The 14,926-nt window shown below is 49.6% G+C and carries 19 protein-coding genes; 13 read left to right on the top strand and 6 right to left on the bottom strand.

Going from position 1 to position 14,926, the window contains the following annotated elements; all coding sequences use genetic code 11:
- Positions 1 to 75: 75 nt before the first annotated feature.
- From L2Y28_RS15360 to hisP, 6 genes are all read left to right on the top strand, one after another.
- Complete coding sequence (locus L2Y28_RS15360; protein ID WP_022648850.1) at positions 76 to 669, top strand: UbiX family flavin prenyltransferase; 594 nt, start codon at positions 76 to 78, stop codon at positions 667 to 669.
- A 265-nt stretch (positions 670 to 934) separates the two neighbouring features.
- A complete protein-coding gene (gene argT / locus L2Y28_RS15355) occupies positions 935 to 1,717 on the top strand; it encodes a lysine/arginine/ornithine ABC transporter substrate-binding protein ArgT (protein ID WP_015572255.1) in 783 nt (260 codons plus the stop codon).
- Between the two features lie 224 nt (positions 1,718 to 1,941).
- On the top strand, positions 1,942 to 2,724 hold the full coding sequence (gene hisJ, locus L2Y28_RS15350; RefSeq protein ID WP_003861421.1) for a histidine ABC transporter substrate-binding protein HisJ: 783 nt from the start codon (positions 1,942 to 1,944) through the stop codon (positions 2,722 to 2,724).
- 88 nt (positions 2,725 to 2,812) lie between these two features.
- The gene (locus L2Y28_RS15345) at positions 2,813 to 3,499 is read left to right on the top strand and encodes a histidine ABC transporter permease HisQ (protein WP_022648849.1); all 687 of its coding nucleotides are present in this window, start codon (positions 2,813 to 2,815) and stop codon (positions 3,497 to 3,499) included.
- The gene (locus tag L2Y28_RS15340; protein WP_003861424.1) at positions 3,496 to 4,209 is read left to right on the top strand and encodes an ABC transporter permease; all 714 of its coding nucleotides are present in this window, start codon (positions 3,496 to 3,498) and stop codon (positions 4,207 to 4,209) included. Before L2Y28_RS15345 ends, L2Y28_RS15340 begins: the two co-directional genes overlap by 4 nt.
- A 9-nt stretch (positions 4,210 to 4,218) precedes the next feature.
- Entirely contained in the window at positions 4,219 to 4,992 is a 774-nt protein-coding gene (hisP, locus tag L2Y28_RS15335; protein WP_003861426.1) for a histidine ABC transporter ATP-binding protein HisP, read from the top strand.
- Between the two features lie 140 nt (positions 4,993 to 5,132).
- On the opposite strand, the gene L2Y28_RS15330 is transcribed toward hisP, so the two are convergent.
- A complete protein-coding gene (locus L2Y28_RS15330) occupies positions 5,133 to 5,642 on the bottom strand; it encodes a GNAT family N-acetyltransferase (protein WP_022648847.1) in 510 nt (169 codons plus the stop codon).
- Between the two features lie 83 nt (positions 5,643 to 5,725).
- Positions 5,726 to 5,986: a helix-turn-helix transcriptional regulator gene (locus L2Y28_RS15325; protein ID WP_022648846.1), complete on the bottom strand. Its 261-nt coding sequence runs from the start codon at positions 5,984 to 5,986 to the stop codon at positions 5,726 to 5,728.
- A 122-nt stretch (positions 5,987 to 6,108) separates the two neighbouring features.
- Here L2Y28_RS15325 and L2Y28_RS15320 point away from each other — a divergent pair, with 122 nt between their 5' ends.
- The 3 genes from L2Y28_RS15320 to L2Y28_RS15310 are packed head-to-tail and all read left to right on the top strand — an operon-like array spanning position 6,109 to position 9,156.
- A complete protein-coding gene (locus L2Y28_RS15320) occupies positions 6,109 to 6,354 on the top strand; it encodes a helix-turn-helix transcriptional regulator (protein WP_022648845.1) in 246 nt (81 codons plus the stop codon).
- Positions 6,355 to 6,375: 21 nt separating this feature from the next.
- Positions 6,376 to 7,770: a hypothetical protein gene (locus L2Y28_RS15315; protein ID WP_022648844.1), complete on the top strand. Its 1,395-nt coding sequence runs from the start codon at positions 6,376 to 6,378 to the stop codon at positions 7,768 to 7,770.
- A gap of 3 nt (positions 7,771 to 7,773) precedes the next feature.
- Positions 7,774 to 9,156, top strand: a complete 1,383-nt coding sequence (locus L2Y28_RS15310; RefSeq protein WP_022648843.1) for a hypothetical protein — start codon at positions 7,774 to 7,776, stop codon at positions 9,154 to 9,156.
- A 61-nt stretch (positions 9,157 to 9,217) separates the two neighbouring features.
- On the opposite strand, the gene L2Y28_RS15305 is transcribed toward L2Y28_RS15310, so the two are convergent.
- From L2Y28_RS15305 to yfcG, 3 genes are all read right to left on the bottom strand, one after another.
- Positions 9,218 to 10,108, bottom strand: coding sequence for a TIGR01777 family oxidoreductase (locus L2Y28_RS15305; RefSeq protein WP_022648842.1), 891 nt, complete (start codon positions 10,106 to 10,108; stop codon positions 9,218 to 9,220).
- Between the two features lie 13 nt (positions 10,109 to 10,121).
- Complete coding sequence (gene folX, locus L2Y28_RS15300) at positions 10,122 to 10,490, bottom strand: dihydroneopterin triphosphate 2'-epimerase (RefSeq protein ID WP_003861432.1); 369 nt, start codon at positions 10,488 to 10,490, stop codon at positions 10,122 to 10,124.
- 75 nt (positions 10,491 to 10,565) lie between these two features.
- Positions 10,566 to 11,195 (bottom strand): GSH-dependent disulfide bond oxidoreductase, encoded by a 630-nt coding sequence (gene yfcG / locus L2Y28_RS15295; RefSeq protein WP_022648841.1) that lies wholly within the window; start codon positions 11,193 to 11,195, stop codon positions 10,566 to 10,568.
- Positions 11,196 to 11,335: 140 nt separating this feature from the next.
- Here yfcG and yfcF point away from each other — a divergent pair, with 140 nt between their 5' ends.
- From yfcF to yfcD, 3 genes are read left to right on the top strand one after another with little or no spacing between them, the layout of a single operon-like run.
- Positions 11,336 to 11,980: a glutathione transferase gene (gene yfcF, locus L2Y28_RS15290; RefSeq protein ID WP_017692996.1), complete on the top strand. Its 645-nt coding sequence runs from the start codon at positions 11,336 to 11,338 to the stop codon at positions 11,978 to 11,980.
- 56 nt (positions 11,981 to 12,036) lie between these two features.
- Positions 12,037 to 12,588: a phosphodiesterase gene (gene yfcE, locus L2Y28_RS15285; protein WP_022648840.1), complete on the top strand. Its 552-nt coding sequence runs from the start codon at positions 12,037 to 12,039 to the stop codon at positions 12,586 to 12,588.
- 55 nt (positions 12,589 to 12,643) lie between these two features.
- Complete coding sequence (gene yfcD / locus L2Y28_RS15280) at positions 12,644 to 13,210, top strand: NUDIX hydrolase YfcD (RefSeq protein WP_006811396.1); 567 nt, start codon at positions 12,644 to 12,646, stop codon at positions 13,208 to 13,210.
- Positions 13,211 to 13,213: 3 nt separating this feature from the next.
- Here the strand turns inward: yfcD and L2Y28_RS15275 are convergent, their stop codons facing one another.
- On the bottom strand, positions 13,214 to 14,233 hold the full coding sequence (locus L2Y28_RS15275) for a LacI family DNA-binding transcriptional regulator (RefSeq protein WP_003861441.1): 1,020 nt from the start codon (positions 14,231 to 14,233) through the stop codon (positions 13,214 to 13,216).
- Positions 14,234 to 14,469: 236 nt separating this feature from the next.
- Between L2Y28_RS15275 and L2Y28_RS15270 the strand changes: the two genes are divergently transcribed.
- Positions 14,470 to 14,913, top strand: a complete 444-nt coding sequence (locus L2Y28_RS15270) for a PTS sugar transporter subunit IIA (protein ID WP_022648839.1) — start codon at positions 14,470 to 14,472, stop codon at positions 14,911 to 14,913.
- Positions 14,914 to 14,926: the final 13 nt, after the last annotated feature.

The raw sequence follows: 14,926 nt of genomic DNA, 5'->3' as shown, positions 1-14,926 counted from the left end.
AGGGGGCTCGCCCTCACTTGCAACTCCCCGTAAAATCCTGCACAGTCAGCCCTGAAATCAGCAAGGGCAAAAATCATGAAACGACTCATTGTAGGGATCAGCGGTGCCAGCGGCGCGATTTATGGCGTCCGGCTGTTACAGGTGCTGCGTGACGTTGCAGGCGTAGAAACTCATCTGGTGATGAGCCAGGCGGCGCGTCAGACCCTCTCTCTTGAAACCGATCTCTCTCTGCGCGACGTTCAGGCGCTGGCTGATGTTGTCCACGATGCCCGCGATATCGCCGCCAGCATCTCTTCGGGCTCGTTTAAAACGGCCGGCATGGTTATTTTGCCCTGTTCGATTAAAACCCTCTCCGGTATCGTAAACAGCTATACCGACACGCTGGTGACGCGTGCGGCGGACGTGGTGCTGAAAGAGCGTCGTCCTCTGGTGCTCTGCGTGCGGGAAACGCCGCTACACCTGGGACATCTGCGTTTAATGACGCAGGCAGCCGAACTGGGAGCTGTGATAATGCCGCCGGTCCCCGCGTTCTATCATCGTCCACAAACGCTGGACGATGTCATCAACCAGACCGTTAACCGCGTGCTGGATCAGTTCGATATAGACCTGCCGGAAGATCTCTTTACCCGCTGGCAGGGGCGTGAAGCTGTGCACAAGCAAGGTGCATGAAATGACTGTTTGCCCTGTTTCAGGGCAAAACTGCAACCGCGATCATATCCTCGACATTTAATTCGCTTTTTCCCTTTTTCTCTTTCCGGTTCGTTCGGCAGACCTGCTATCTTTCACCATTAAGGCAGTATCGCAACGTTTTATTAACATATTTAACGTCGTAGTTTTAACCCGACGACAATGTGGCATAAGACCTGCAAGAGCAGCCTGCAACACAACACACAACATAAACCATAATAAAATCACGGTTCTTGAGGGTAAATGTATGAAGAAGACGGTTCTGGCTCTGTCTTTGCTCGTGGGCTTGAGTGCAGCAGCAAGTAGCTATGCAGCGCTACCACAGACAGTTCGTATCGGTACAGACGCAACCTACGCGCCATTCTCCTCCAAGGATGCGAAAGGCGACTTCGTGGGGTTTGATATCGATCTGGGAAATGAGATGTGCAAACGCATGGAAGTGAAATGCACATGGGTGGGCAGTGACTTTGACGCGCTGATCCCGTCGCTGAAAGCCAAGAAAATTGATGCCATTATCTCTTCTCTCTCCATCACGGAAAAACGTCAGCAGGAGATCGCCTTCTCAGAGAAGCTCTACGCTGCCGACTCACGTTTGATTGCCGCGAAAGGCTCGCCAATCCAGCCGACCATCGACTCGCTGAAAGGCAAACATGTTGGCGTGCTTCAGGGCTCGACCCAGGAAGGTTACGCCAATGCTAACTGGCGCGAGAAAGGCGTCGATGTGGTCGCTTACCAGAACCAGGATCTGATCTACTCTGACCTGGCGGCAGGCCGTCTGGATGCCGCGTTTCAGGATGAAGTCGCCGCGAGCGAAGGCTTCCTGAAACAGCCTGCGGGTAAAGAGTACGCCTTTGCCGGCCCGTCGGTGAAAGACAAAAAATACTTTGGCGACGGCACCGGTATTGGCCTGCGTAAGGATGATACCGAGCTGAAAGCCGCCTTCGACAAAGCGTTTAATGAGCTGCGTAAAGACGGTACCTACGACAAACTGGCGAAGAAATACTTTGATTTCAACGTCTACGGTGATTAATACCTGAATGAGATGCACTGATGTGGTGCATCTTTAGGGGAAGTGTTCCAGCATGGTGCAAGCAATGCACCATATTGGAACGCTGTGTGCATAGTTAAGCATTTTAAATGCAAAAATTCCCGTTCAGAGGCATTAATCTTTGCCTGAGTGAGGGGATTAATGGCACATTAACGGCACCCCGTAGTCGTAAAATCTCGTATTTAGACAGTTTGTTGAGGACAGATATGAAAAAACTGGTGTTGTCACTTTCTCTGGTACTGGCCTTTTCCAGCGCCACCGCAGCATTCGCAGCCATTCCGCAGAAAATTCGTATTGGGACTGACCCAACCTACGCGCCTTTCGAATCGAAAAATGCGAAGGGGGAACTGGTCGGTTTTGACATCGATCTGGCTAACGAGCTGTGCAAACGCATTAAAGCGCAATGTACCTACGTTGAAAACCCGCTGGACGCGCTAATCCCGTCCCTGAAAGCGAAAAAAATTGACGTGATCATGTCCTCCCTGTCTATCACCGAAAAACGTCAGCAGGAGATTGCCTTCACGGACAAACTCTACGCGGCTGACTCACGTCTGGTGGTGGCGAAATCCTCTGACATTCAGCCAACCCTTGAATCTCTGAAGGGCAAACGCGTGGGCGTGTTGCAGGGTACGACGCAGGAAACCTACGGTAACGAGCACTGGGCGCCAAAGGGGATTGAAATTGTCTCTTACCAGGGTCAGGAAAACATCTACGCAGACCTGACGGCAGGCCGTATTGACGCGGCATTCCAGGATGAAGTGGCGGCAAGCGAAGGCTTCCTGAAACAGCCTGTGGGTAAAGATTACAAGTTCGGGGGTCCGTCCATTAAGGACGAAAAACTCTTTGGCGTTGGTACCGGTATGGGCCTGCGGAAAGAAGACAACGAACTGCGTGAAGCCCTGAACAAAGCGTTCGCCGAGATGCGCGCGGACGGCACTTACGACAAGCTGGCGAAAAAGTACTTCGATTTTAATGTTTACGGCGGCTAATCGCCCCGTCTGATAACGTGCGGCCCCTCCCGTTGCGGGAGGGGAAAAGACACGGTTCTACCACTCACGAGACGACAGGGCACGCGGTATGCTGTACGGATTTTCTGGCGTTATTTTACAGGGCGCGCTTGTCACCCTTGAGCTGGCTATCAGCTCCGTGGTGCTGGCGGTGCTGATAGGCCTGGCGGGCGCGGGGGCAAAGTTATCCGCCAACAGACCGCTGGCGCTGATATTTGAAGGCTATACCACGCTGATTCGCGGCGTGCCTGACCTGGTGCTGATGCTGCTGATCTTTTATGGCCTGCAAATCGTACTTAACGGCGTCACGGATGCCATCGGCATGGATCAGATCGATATCGACCCGATGGTGGCCGGTATTATTACCCTTGGTTTTATCTACGGTGCTTATTTCACTGAGACCTTTCGCGGCGCTTACATGGCTGTGCCGAAAGGGCACATTGAAGCGGCGACCGCCTACGGTTTTACCTCCTCACAAACGTTTCGCCGGATCATGTTCCCGGCCATGATGCGCTACGCGCTGCCGGGCATCGGTAACAACTGGCAGGTTATTCTCAAGGCAACGGCGCTGGTCTCCCTGCTGGGTCTGGAAGATGTGGTGAAGGCCACGCAGCTGGCGGGTAAAAGTACCTGGGAACCGTTCTATTTTGCGGTGGTCTGCGGCGTAATCTATCTGGTCTTTACGACCGTCTCCAATGGTGTGCTGCTTCTGCTCGAACGTCGCTACTCCGTGGGTGTGAAGAGGGCTGACCTGTGATTGAGATTATTCAGGAGTACTGGAAATCCCTGCTGTGGACGGATGGCTACCGCTTTACTGGCGTGGCGATCACGCTGTGGCTGCTGATCTCCTCGGTGGTCATGGGCGGCATTCTGGCGGTGTTCCTCGCCATTGGCCGCGTGTCGAACAATAAATTTATCCAGTTTCCGATCTGGCTGTTCACCTACGTGTTTCGCGGTACGCCGCTGTACGTGCAACTGCTGGTGTTCTATTCCGGAATGTACACGCTGGAGATCGTGAAAGGCACCGAGATGCTGAACGCGTTCTTCCGCAGCGGTCTGAACTGTACGGTGCTGGCGCTGACCCTCAATACCTGCGCCTATACCACCGAAATCTTCGCCGGGGCCATTCGTTCCGTGCCGCACGGTGAGATTGAGGCGGCGCGCGCGTATGGCTTTTCCTCCGTAAAGCTCTACCGCTGTATTATTTTGCCTTCAGCGCTGCGCATTGCGCTGCCGGCGTACAGCAACGAAGTGATTTTAATGCTGCATTCGACGGCACTGGCGTTTACCGCCACGGTGCCGGATCTGTTAAAGATTGCCCGCGATATTAACTCTGCCACCTACCAGCCGTTTACGGCGTTTGGCATTGCGGCAGTGCTCTATTTGATCATTTCTTACGTCCTGATCAGCCTGTTCCGTAAGGCTGAAAAACGCTGGTTGCAGCATATAAAACCGTCGACGCACTGAGAATTTATGATGGCTGAGAACAAATTAAACGTAATTGATTTGCACAAGCGCTACGGCGAACATGAAGTGCTGAAAGGGGTGTCGCTGGAGGCTAACGCGGGCGACGTGATCAGTATTATCGGCTCATCAGGTTCGGGTAAAAGTACCTTCCTGCGCTGCATCAACTTCCTCGAAAAGCCGAGCGAAGGATCGATTGTGGTGAGCGGACAGAACATCAACATGGTCCGTGATAAAGACGGTCAGCTTAAGGTGGCGGATAAAAACCAGCTGCGCCTGCTGCGCACACGCCTGACCATGGTATTCCAGCACTTTAATCTCTGGAGCCACATGACGGTGCTGGAGAACGTGATGGAAGCGCCGGTTCAGGTGCTCGGCTTAAGCAAGCAGGAAGCCCGCGAGCGTGCGGTGAAATACCTGGCGAAAGTGGGTATCGACGAGCGGCAGCAGATCAAATATCCGGTGCACCTGTCAGGGGGACAGCAGCAGCGTGTTTCCATCGCCCGCGCGCTGGCGATGGAGCCGGAAGTATTACTGTTTGACGAACCGACTTCCGCGCTGGATCCTGAACTCGTTGGCGAAGTGCTGCGCATCATGCAGAAGCTGGCGGAAGAGGGCAAAACGATGGTGGTGGTGACGCACGAGATGGGCTTTGCCCGTAACGTTTCTAACCACGTTATCTTCCTGCATCAGGGAAAGATTGAGGAGCAGGGTCATCCGGACGAGGTGCTGGCGAACCCGCAAAGCCCGCGTTTGCAGCAGTTCCTGAAAGGCTCGTTGAAGTAGGTTTGGCCTTTCTCCCTCTCCCTGTGGGAGAGGGCCGGGGTGAGGGCATCAGGCCGCAGAGCCGCCCAATTGCCCGGTGGCGCTTCGCTTTCCGGACCTACAAAAACCGTAGGCCGGGCAAACGCAGTGCCGCCCGGCATTCAGACCGCACCACACTCCAGCCGATACACCCAGTCGTCATACCGTACGCCGTCAATCTCATACGCCTTTTCCAGCACCTGCGTACGCACAAACCCCGCTTTCTCCAGTACCCGCACAGATCCGCCGTTGTCCGCCAGCACGTACGCGTTAATCGCTTTTACGCTGGTCTGGCTAAACGCATAGTCACATACCGCGCGCAGCGCCTCGCTGGCGATGCCTTTTCCCTGTGCGGCAGGCACAACCGTGTAGCCGATATCCGCCTCTTCACGGTTCTCAGGGCTGATTTGCAGGCCGATATCGCCCAGCGGCGTATCGTCATTCTGAAAACGAATCACGAAAACATGCTCCGCCATCAGACGTGCGGCAAACACGCGTCGGGTCTCTTTTTCGGGTGCAATAGCGGCCATATAGCGCATGATGTCGCGGTTTTCGCGCAGCGAGCGGAAGAACGCCCAGTCAGAGGGTTCGAAAGGGGTGAGGTGAAGCCGGGGAGTGGTGATGGTTGCCATTGTTACGCCATTCCGATGAAATTGGCTTATTACCTTAACACCGGAATGTAACTGGCGGACAGAATGGATTTTGGTGATGGAGGTTAGCGTTTGGTCCTCATTAACTGAGAACGATCAACATAGTTGCCATATTGATCGTAGTAGCGACTGGGCCAGATCGACGCCGCATCTTTTTCTAGTGCCTCCGCGATGATCTTTTCCCCCTTGGGCCACGGCCTGGAGAGCGCGTTTGCAAGAGTAGAAGAACTCAAACCAGCCTGGCGGGAAAGAGCTGCCAGTGAAAGTTTACGCTTATGGAGCATGGCGATGATATCCGCTGGGTGCATGTCCTGATCTCTATTCATATATTTTCCTTTATATATAATTTTGTTCAAATTGCAGACACAAATGCTAAGTAATACTTAGTGTAATTTCAATAACGGAATACCAGAATCATGACTCTACTTCCAGATTTTGAAGAGTTATCATGCTTCCCCATCGACTTAAAGCGGCTAGGCTGAAAGCCGGACTATCACAGCAAAAACTTGGGATCCTCGCGGGGATTGATGAAGCGACTGCTAGCGCACGTATGAACCAGTATGAAAAGGGGATCCACACGCCTGATTTCGTACTGGCGTGTAAATTGGCTGAGGTGCTGAATATCCCGGCTTGTTATTTTTATACTGTTGAGGATGATTTGGCTGAGTATATTTACACTTATCTTATTAAATAAATTTTAATTAGGAATCGAGTTATGAGAATAGAGCAGAGATTAAAGCAGCTTGCTGAAGGTAACCCTAATTACTCATTATTATGGGCGCAGTGGGAATTTGATAAAAAATTATTATCAAGAGCGCTTAATACAGTATCAAGAGATTTCCCTCATTACAGTTTACATGACGCATCACATTCATCCACAATAATTACACAAATAGAGAAAGTTATTTCTCCAAATATTTATAAATTGACCGCAACAGATTGTTGGTTGCTGTTAGAGTCTTGCTACTGGCATGATGCCGGTATGGTAATTACTAATGAAGAAAAAAAGGAACTCTTAAGAGATCCGTCATTTCATTTTTATCTTGAGGAGTTATCCCAAAATGAAAGTGAACTATCAAAACATGCAAAAGAAATATTACAACGTAAAAATGAAAATGATATCATAAAAGCACTTTCTATATCTAATTCTTTGACATTTGTTTTAGCTGATTATTTCAGGAAATTACACGCAGATAGATCTGGACACTTTGTAAAAGAACCATCAAAGATAAATGTATTTTCACCTAGAACTTCATTAATTCCACAAAGGCTGTTTAATTTTGTGGCGCAAATAGTTCAGTGCCATGGAAGAAATCCCGATGCCATTTTGGAGCTTGCAAAGTATAATGATGGAATGGATGCAGAAGATTATGCTCACCCTCGATATATAGCAGCTTTATTAAGAATAGGAGATCTATTGGATATTGATGATGGCAGGTTTTGCCCTACTTTATTAGCAAATATTGGGAATGTACCTGTTTCCTCTAAAAATCATCAAGAAAAACATGCATCAATAAAACACTTATTTATAAATAGCGAAGTAATTGAAATAAAAGCTGAGTGCGAACAATATGGAGCATATCACGCACAACAAGGTTGGTTTAATTATATACAAAATGAATTCGATTATCAGAAGAGGGTTTGGAATGAAATAGTTCCCGATAGTGATTTCAGGGCTTTGCCGACCATCGGTATACTTGAGTGTAGAATAAAAGACTATATAGCTATTGATGGCAAAGTACCAAAAATAACTTTAAATCCTAAACGAGTTTATGAATATATTACAGGCTCTCAGATATATAGTGAGAAATATCCTTTCGTTCGTGAATTGTTACAAAATTCTATTGATGCAACATATTATAAAGTTTGGGATGAGCTGATTTCTAATAGCAGTTTATCTCATGATGATGTAAAAGATCGAGAGTTTTTTATAAATGAATTAGAGAAATATAAAATAGAATTGTTAATTGAAGAATATGACAGTGAAGAAGGTGTGAAATTTAATAGTTTCATTATTAAAGATTTTGCCCTTGGCATGGATATTAATGATATAAGGAAGATTCTAGTAGTAGGATCGGAGTCAGTTGAATTAATAAAAAAATTAAATTGAACAATGCCAGATTGGGCAAAGCCGTCTGGATATTTCGGTATTGGCCTTCAGACAGTTTTTAAATTATGTGATGAGGTTGTAATTAAAACTAGGAAAAAGGAAAATCCTTGCTATGAAATAAAGGTTATAAATAATGCCGATAATGAATTCTTTGATATCTCAATAAAAGAATTGGATGATAGACGATTTGAAGGAACTGAAATCAAATCAATTTTTAAAAGCAAAAATGAGAATTTTATAAATTACAGAGGTCGCCGTATTGAAAACTATGAAGATCCATTGCTTTTAGAACAAAAAAACGATTTTTATCAAAATGTAATGCAGATGTTAACCTCAGATTTTAAAAAGTCCCATATTCCATTAATAATCAATAAAACTAAATTAGAAAGGAGAGTTGACGTTGAAAATAAAGAAGGTAATGTTTTTATGTCAGACTATTCTCTTGGTGCAGATTTTAGCATAAAAATAAACATGGAAGATTACATTTTTGCTAATCTAACCTTCAAATATAAAGGCGTTGAATTTGATACAAGTTTTAATGTTAAATGCTTGGTTGGCGAACTGGATATTTTCAAAAACAGTGCTGGATATTGGTTAACGATAGATAGAAAAAAAGGTCGAACAGACAGGCATAAAGAAATTGAAGAAATCATCACTTATATACTTGAGAATCATTCATCAAACTTGAGGGAAAATACTAAAGATGATAAGTTATCTGATTTTTATTTATATTCCGTGACTGGAAAGTCTATTAACTATGAATGGAAACAATATGAGATAAATGGGATAAAATTAGAGCAGTATATATCTGGTGAAAACGATCTGTTTGTTTATGAACACAAATATGGTTTTTTATATAATACTAAATTTAATGACATTGATTTGAATGTCATGCAAATACTGTCTGGTATTTTCAAAAAAGAATCATTATCTCTAGTTGTTGAAGAATATTATGGCGATTTGCCATTTGATGAATCTGAAAGCTATGATGAAGATGATGGTATTGGTTTTATATTCAAATTTAAAAATGATGGGTTAAAAACTTTTACCTGTCCGTCAGCATTATTAAGAAAAGAAATTGAGTTGAATGTTTCTGAACCACCTACGAGAAGATTAATTCCGTGCTATAACGAATATTACAGCGACATATCTATTTGTGAGGGAGATATACCATTAAATATTAATGTTGGCTCATCTTTCAATCGTTGGGTTGATAAGTTCATGTTCACGCCAATGATTTCTTCACCTTCAAGTGAGTTTGATTTGGAACAGCAGTTATCTTTACTTTTAAATTTTTATATATCATTAAATATATTAAGTTGTACTGAGGATAGTTTCAAGGCTAAATATAAAGAGTGTTGGCTTGAGTTGGGGTTTATTAATTAACATTAAAAACGAAATAAGCCTCAGTTAATTTACTATTAGCATTGAGGCTTAAATGATATTATTAGACTACATCCCCCAGCGCCTCTTCTAAATCATACCAGCGGAAGGCAAACCCGGCCGCTTCCAGACGTTTTGGCAGCGCGCGCTGCCCGCCCAGCACCAGCACCGATGATTCTCCCATCAACAGCCGGATCGCCGTCGCAGGCACGCGTAAAATCGCCGGACGATGCAGGGCATGCCCCAGCGCGTGGGCAAACTGTTCATTACGCACCGGATAGGGCGCAACCATGTTAAACGGCCCGCGCAGATCGTTATCCAGCAGCCAGATAATGCCGTTCACCATATCGTCGATGTGGATCCACGCCAGATACTGACGCCCGTTGCCAATTGGCCCGCCGAGCCCCAGCTTGAAGGGAGGAAGCATTTTACCCAGAATGCCGCCTTTCGGCGCAAGTACCACGCCGGTACGCAGCAGGCAGACGCGGGTACGATCGCTCTGCGCCGCGCAGGCGATACGCTCCCACTGGGCGCAGAGTTTATGGGTAAATTCATTATGCGGCGGCTCCTCTTCGGTCACCACCACTTCGCCGAGATCGCCGTAATAGCCCGTCGCAGAGCCTGAAATGAGCACCGATGGCGGCGTATGGCTGTTGCGAATCAGCTCGACCAGCTTCTCGGTGATAGTCCAGCGGCTGCTGCACAACCGCTGCTTCTGCTCTTCGGTCCAGCGCCTGTCGGCAATGGGTTCACCCGCGAGGTTGATGACGGCGTCAAAGCCGTCCAGATTCTGCTGCTCAGCCAGACCTTTCCAGATGTCGACACCTGCCCCCAGCACCTGACGTGCTTTCTCCGGGCTGCGCGTCACCACGGTAATCTCGTGATGCAGCGCGTGCAGACGGGGAATGAGATGGCGACCAATCAGCCCCGTACCGCCGGTGAGCAGGATCTTCATACAACCTCCAGGTTTACGCCTGGCGCTGCCAGCTTAACGTCATGGAGACGGAGTCGGCGTAGCGCAGGGCGTGAAGTTTATCGATCTCCACTTCAGCATAAGTGACCCAGTGGTGTTCGCGTGCGATGTCGAGCACATCCTGAGTTAATTTTTCCAGTAGCGCAAAACGGTTGTTCTCAACGTACTGGATGATGCTTTTGGTGATCGTGCGATAGTTCAGCGCGTCATTGATGTCTTCGCTGGCGCGCGCCTTGTCTGCCGGGTAATGGATCACGACATTCACCACGATATCCTGGCGATTCGCGATCTCCTCCTCTTTGATACCAATGAATGTGCGTAAGCGTAGGTTTTTTATACGAATAATAGCGTCATGCTGGGACATTGCAGGTCTTCTCCGTGTCAGTATTTTTACCTCATCATACATGAGGAGAACACCTGCACCCAACGGGGCACAGGCTCAAATCTGATGGATTTTTTGCATGGCGCGTTCGGTTGCCGGGCGGGTCCGGATGCGCTCAAACCAGTTGTTCACCGCCGGATAAGTGGCCAGGTCGATCCGGTGGCGTTCATGGGTGTTGATCCACGGCCAGCAGGCGATATCTGCGATGCTGTAATGCTCACCTCCCAGCCACGGTGATTTTTCCAGCCGACGGTTCAGGACTCCGTACAGGCGCTGGGTTTCGACCTGATATCGCTCAATGGCGTAAGGGATCGTCTGCGGCGCATAGGCGGTAAAGTGATGATTCTGCCCCAGCATCGGCCCCAGGCCGCTCGACTGCCAGAATAACCATTGCAGCGTGTGATGACGCTCGCGCAACTCCCCGCTCAGGAGCTTGCCGGTTTTCTCTGCCAAATAAAGCAAAATCTCTCCGGACTCAAACAGGCTTAACGGTTTGCCCCCGTCAGAAGGCAGGTTATCAATGATGGCCGGAATTTTATTGTTGGGCGAGATGGCCAGAAAAACGGGGCGGAACTGATCGCCTTTGCTGATATCCACGCGAATGATCCGGTAGTCCAGTTCGGCTTCTTCAAGAAAGAGGGTGATCTTATGGCCATTAGGGGTGGGGGCATAATAGAGATCTATCATTCTCAACTCCTGTCAGTGCGAATAGTGTTGCCATGAAAAATCAGTATAGGTGCTTGTTGTAAATCGTGAGTTTTCATCAAGTGACAGCGAGGCAAAGAGATTATATGTTGAGTGAAAACCGATCAGCCGATGAGGATGTTATGAGCCAGCCTGTAATAACGTTGTGGTCCGATGCGAACTTTTTTTCTCCTTATGTCATGAGCGTTTATGTGGCGCTGGCAGAAAAGGGGCTAACTTTTAGTCTGAAAACCGTTGACCTGGACAGCGGCGAACATCTGAAGCCTCAGTGGCAGGGCTACGCGCTCACCCGCCGTGTCCCTGTGCTGGAGATTGACGGTTTTGAGTTGAGTGAATCCTCAGCGATTGACGAGTACCTTGAAGACCGCTTTGCCCCACCAGAGTGGGAACGCATCTATCCTCACGATCTGCAAAAGCGCGCCCGCGCCCGCCAGATCCAGGCGTGGCTGCGTAGCGACCTGGTGCCGATTCGCACAGAACGCTCCACGGACGTGGTGTTCGCTGGCGTCAAAAAGCCCGCCCTCAGCGAGGAAGGCTTATCCAGCGCCCGGAAGCTGATTGAAACGGCGTCATCGCTGCTGGCGCAGGGTAACCCCAACCTGTTTGGCGAGTGGTGTATTGCCGACACCGATCTGGCGCTGATGCTCAATCGCCTGATCCTCAACGGCGATGACGTCCCACAGCTACTGGTGGATTACGCCACATTCCAGTGGCAACGCGCGTCGGTACAGCGCTATCTGGCACTCTCTGCTAAGCGCGCGGGCTGATAAGACGGGGCGCTTGAGGTATGATAGGGGCAGTCTGAATTCCCGAGGAGTAACTGATGAAACTGATGTTTGCGTCGGATATTCATGGATCGCTGCCCGCGACCGAACGCGTGTTATCTCTGTTTGCCCAAAGCGGGGCGCAATGGCTGGTGATCCTGGGCGATGTGTTAAACCACGGCCCACGCAATGCGTTGCCGGAAGGGTATGCTCCCGCGCAGGTGGCGGAAAAACTTAATCATTTTGCCTCGCGCATTATCGCCGTTCGCGGCAACTGCGACAGCGAAGTTGACCAGATGCTGCTGCAATTTCCCATCACCGCTCCCTGGCAACAGGTGTTGATGGAAAACAGCCGTTTGTTCCTGACCCACGGGCACCTGTTCGGCCCGGATAACCTGCCGTCACTTGCCGCTGGCGATGTCCTGATTTATGGTCATACTCATATTCCGGTGGCGGAAAAACGCGGGGCGTTTTATCACTTTAACCCCGGGTCTGTCAGCATTCCTAAAGGCGGCAACCCGGCAAGTTACGGCATGTATGAAGACGGGACATTAAGCGTTATCGCACTTAATGATCAGCAAGTTATTGCGCAGATAGCGATTAATCCGTAAGTTACACCACAACTGCAAACGCGCCGAAAGAGCGCTTAGACGAGAAGGTTTCCCGATGGTGGAGCAGAATCATTTGGCAAGTACTGAGTGGGTTGACATTGTCAGCGAAGAGAATGAAGTGATCGCGCAGGCCAGCCGCGAACAAATGCGTGCGGAGCGTCTGCGTCACCGCGCGACGTACATCGTTGTTCATGACGGCATGGGCAAGATTCTGGTCCAGCGTCGCACCGACACCAAAGATTTTCTTCCTGGTATGCTGGATGCCACAGCGGGTGGCGTCGTGCAGGCCGATGAAGTATTGCTGGATTCCGCGCGTCGTGAAGCGGAAGAAGAGTTAGGTATCGCTGGCGTGCCGTTTGCCGAGCACGGACAGTTTTATTTCGAAGATGAGCATTGTCGCGTCTGGGGCGGGCTGTTTAGCTGCGTTTCCCACGGACCTTTCGCCTTGCAGGAAGAGGAAGTGAGCGAAGTGTGCTGGATGACGCCGGAAGAGATCACCGCGCGTTGCGACGAATTCACGCCGGATTCCCTTAAAGCACTGGCGCTGTGGATGACCCGCAACGCCAAAAACGAATCCGCTAAACCGGAAAATAAGGCGGAAAAAGAGGAAGAGGCTGAGTAAGCCTTAACAGCTTTCCCGCAGACACAGGCTGGACGCGATGGGTTTATGGTCGCGCCAGTCTCCGTCATTCAGACGTTCCAGTAACGCTTTCCCGGCTTCAATCCCAATCTTGCGATGCGGTACTGCCATCGTCGTCAGCGGCGGCTGACAGACGCGGCTGACGTCGCTGTCGCCAAAGCCCACGACCGCTAAATCGTCCGGCACCTTGATGCGCCGACGCTGGCACTCATACAGCGCGCCGCAGGCCAGTTCATCTGATACGCACACCAGCGCATCCAGCTCCGGCCACGCCAGCAGAAACTCCGGCAATTGTGCCGCACCGGTGGAGAAGTTCGGCGGCATGGCGGCATTAATCACTCTGTTTGGCGCCAGGTGGTGGCGCAGCATCGCCTTGTACCAGCCCTGCAAATGCTGCTGAAAAATCCACTGCTCCTGGTTAGCGCACAGCAGGCCAATATTCTGGTAGCCGCGCTGAATCACCATTTCGGTAAGTTCATACATGGCGGCGACGTTATCAATCCCGATATTCATATCAATAGGATCGGCACGCATTGCACCCATTTCCATCACCGGGATAGAGGCGTTTTTTAGCCAGTGTCGCACGGTATCGGAGTGCTCGACGCTGAGCAGTATCGCCGCGGCGATGTTCGAGGCCAGCAGCGTTTCAAGCAGTTTCTCTTCCTGTTCAAGACGATGCTGAGATTCCGCCAGCATAATCTGATATCCGGCTGGCTGGAGCACCTGCTGTAGCCCGGCGAACATCTCGGAACAGCCAGCTTCGGAAAGATTGGGTACTACCATCGCAATCGTCCATGACGATGCCGATGCCAGTGCGCTGGCGGCAAGATTGGGCATGTAACCCAGCTCCTGCACCGCGGCTTCAATTTTTTCACGCAGTTTATCGGAAACCTGTTCGGGCGTGCGGAGGGCACGGGAAACAGTCATCGTGCCTACGCCGGCAAGCTGCGCGACATCCGCGAGCGTTACTTTTCCGGTACTGCGCCGTTTTCGGGTTAAAGACATACATCTTCCTGCTGACAGGACGCGATTTAGTTTCATCCTTCATTTTACGTGACAGGCAGTATACGCCTTAAATCCCTTTTTTTGCTGTGATTTCGCACCAGGATAGCAATTTGATAGCGCTATCACAGTTCTGCATGTTGGTTGTTGGTAGCGCTATCTTTGTGATCGCGATCGCAGTCATTAATTGATGGGTTGAATAGAGTTTGCCCATGTCTGGTCTTTAGCGGGAGTGAAAAATGCTCAAAAAGTGGATATATGATACAACCATCATCCTACAGGATAGCGTTGAAAGCTGGCCCCAGGCGCTGGAACTGTGCGCGAAACCGCTGCTGGATTTGCAGGTCATTGCGCCGGAATATGTCACGGCTATCATTGAGCAGCATCACAGGTTAGGTCCCTACTATGTGCTGGCTCCTGGGCTGGCAATGCCACATGCGCGACCGGAAGAAGGGGCGAAAGGACTTGGCCTGTCATTATTAAAACTGAAACAGGGCGTCTCATTTGGTGCTGGTGAGTTTGACCCCGTCGATGTGATTGTGATGCTGGCGGCGCCGGACAAACATAGCCATATCGAAATGATCTCCGCCTTAGCAGAATTATTTTCCAGCGACGAAGATATGGCTGAATTACATCGGGCGAATACGCTGGAGGAGATAAAAACCGTCATCAATCGCTTCTGATTTAATTATTTAA

It is taken from the genome of Enterobacter sp. JH25, assembly GCF_021725435.1.
In the GTDB taxonomy this organism is placed as follows: Bacteria; Pseudomonadota; Gammaproteobacteria; order Enterobacterales; family Enterobacteriaceae; genus Enterobacter; species Enterobacter intestinihominis.
The sequence above is the reverse complement of the archived record's forward strand: the minus strand, read 5'-3'. Positions and strand labels throughout refer to the sequence as shown.

Coding starts and splice junctions, on each gene's coding strand:
- L2Y28_RS15360 (WP_022648850.1), top strand. CDS start 76: ATGAAACGACTCATTGTAGGGATCAGCGGTGCCAGCGGCGCGATTTAT.
- argT (WP_015572255.1), top strand. CDS start 935: ATGAAGAAGACGGTTCTGGCTCTGTCTTTGCTCGTGGGCTTGAGTGCA.
- hisJ (WP_003861421.1), top strand. CDS start 1,942: ATGAAAAAACTGGTGTTGTCACTTTCTCTGGTACTGGCCTTTTCCAGC.
- L2Y28_RS15345 (WP_022648849.1), top strand. CDS start 2,813: ATGCTGTACGGATTTTCTGGCGTTATTTTACAGGGCGCGCTTGTCACC.
- hisP (WP_003861426.1), top strand. CDS start 4,219: ATGGCTGAGAACAAATTAAACGTAATTGATTTGCACAAGCGCTACGGC.
- L2Y28_RS15330 (WP_022648847.1), bottom strand. CDS start 5,642: ATGGCAACCATCACCACTCCCCGGCTTCACCTCACCCCTTTCGAACCC.
- L2Y28_RS15325 (WP_022648846.1), bottom strand. CDS start 5,986: ATGAATAGAGATCAGGACATGCACCCAGCGGATATCATCGCCATGCTC.
- L2Y28_RS15320 (WP_022648845.1), top strand. CDS start 6,109: ATGCTTCCCCATCGACTTAAAGCGGCTAGGCTGAAAGCCGGACTATCA.
- L2Y28_RS15315 (WP_022648844.1), top strand. CDS start 6,376: ATGAGAATAGAGCAGAGATTAAAGCAGCTTGCTGAAGGTAACCCTAAT.
- L2Y28_RS15310 (WP_022648843.1), top strand. CDS start 7,774: ATGCCAGATTGGGCAAAGCCGTCTGGATATTTCGGTATTGGCCTTCAG.
- L2Y28_RS15305 (WP_022648842.1), bottom strand. CDS start 10,108: ATGAAGATCCTGCTCACCGGCGGTACGGGGCTGATTGGTCGCCATCTC.
- folX (WP_003861432.1), bottom strand. CDS start 10,490: ATGTCCCAGCATGACGCTATTATTCGTATAAAAAACCTACGCTTACGC.
- yfcG (WP_022648841.1), bottom strand. CDS start 11,195: ATGATAGATCTCTATTATGCCCCCACCCCTAATGGCCATAAGATCACC.
- yfcF (WP_017692996.1), top strand. CDS start 11,336: ATGAGCCAGCCTGTAATAACGTTGTGGTCCGATGCGAACTTTTTTTCT.
- yfcE (WP_022648840.1), top strand. CDS start 12,037: ATGAAACTGATGTTTGCGTCGGATATTCATGGATCGCTGCCCGCGACC.
- yfcD (WP_006811396.1), top strand. CDS start 12,644: ATGGTGGAGCAGAATCATTTGGCAAGTACTGAGTGGGTTGACATTGTC.
- L2Y28_RS15275 (WP_003861441.1), bottom strand. CDS start 14,233: ATGTCTTTAACCCGAAAACGGCGCAGTACCGGAAAAGTAACGCTCGCG.
- L2Y28_RS15270 (WP_022648839.1), top strand. CDS start 14,470: ATGCTCAAAAAGTGGATATATGATACAACCATCATCCTACAGGATAGC.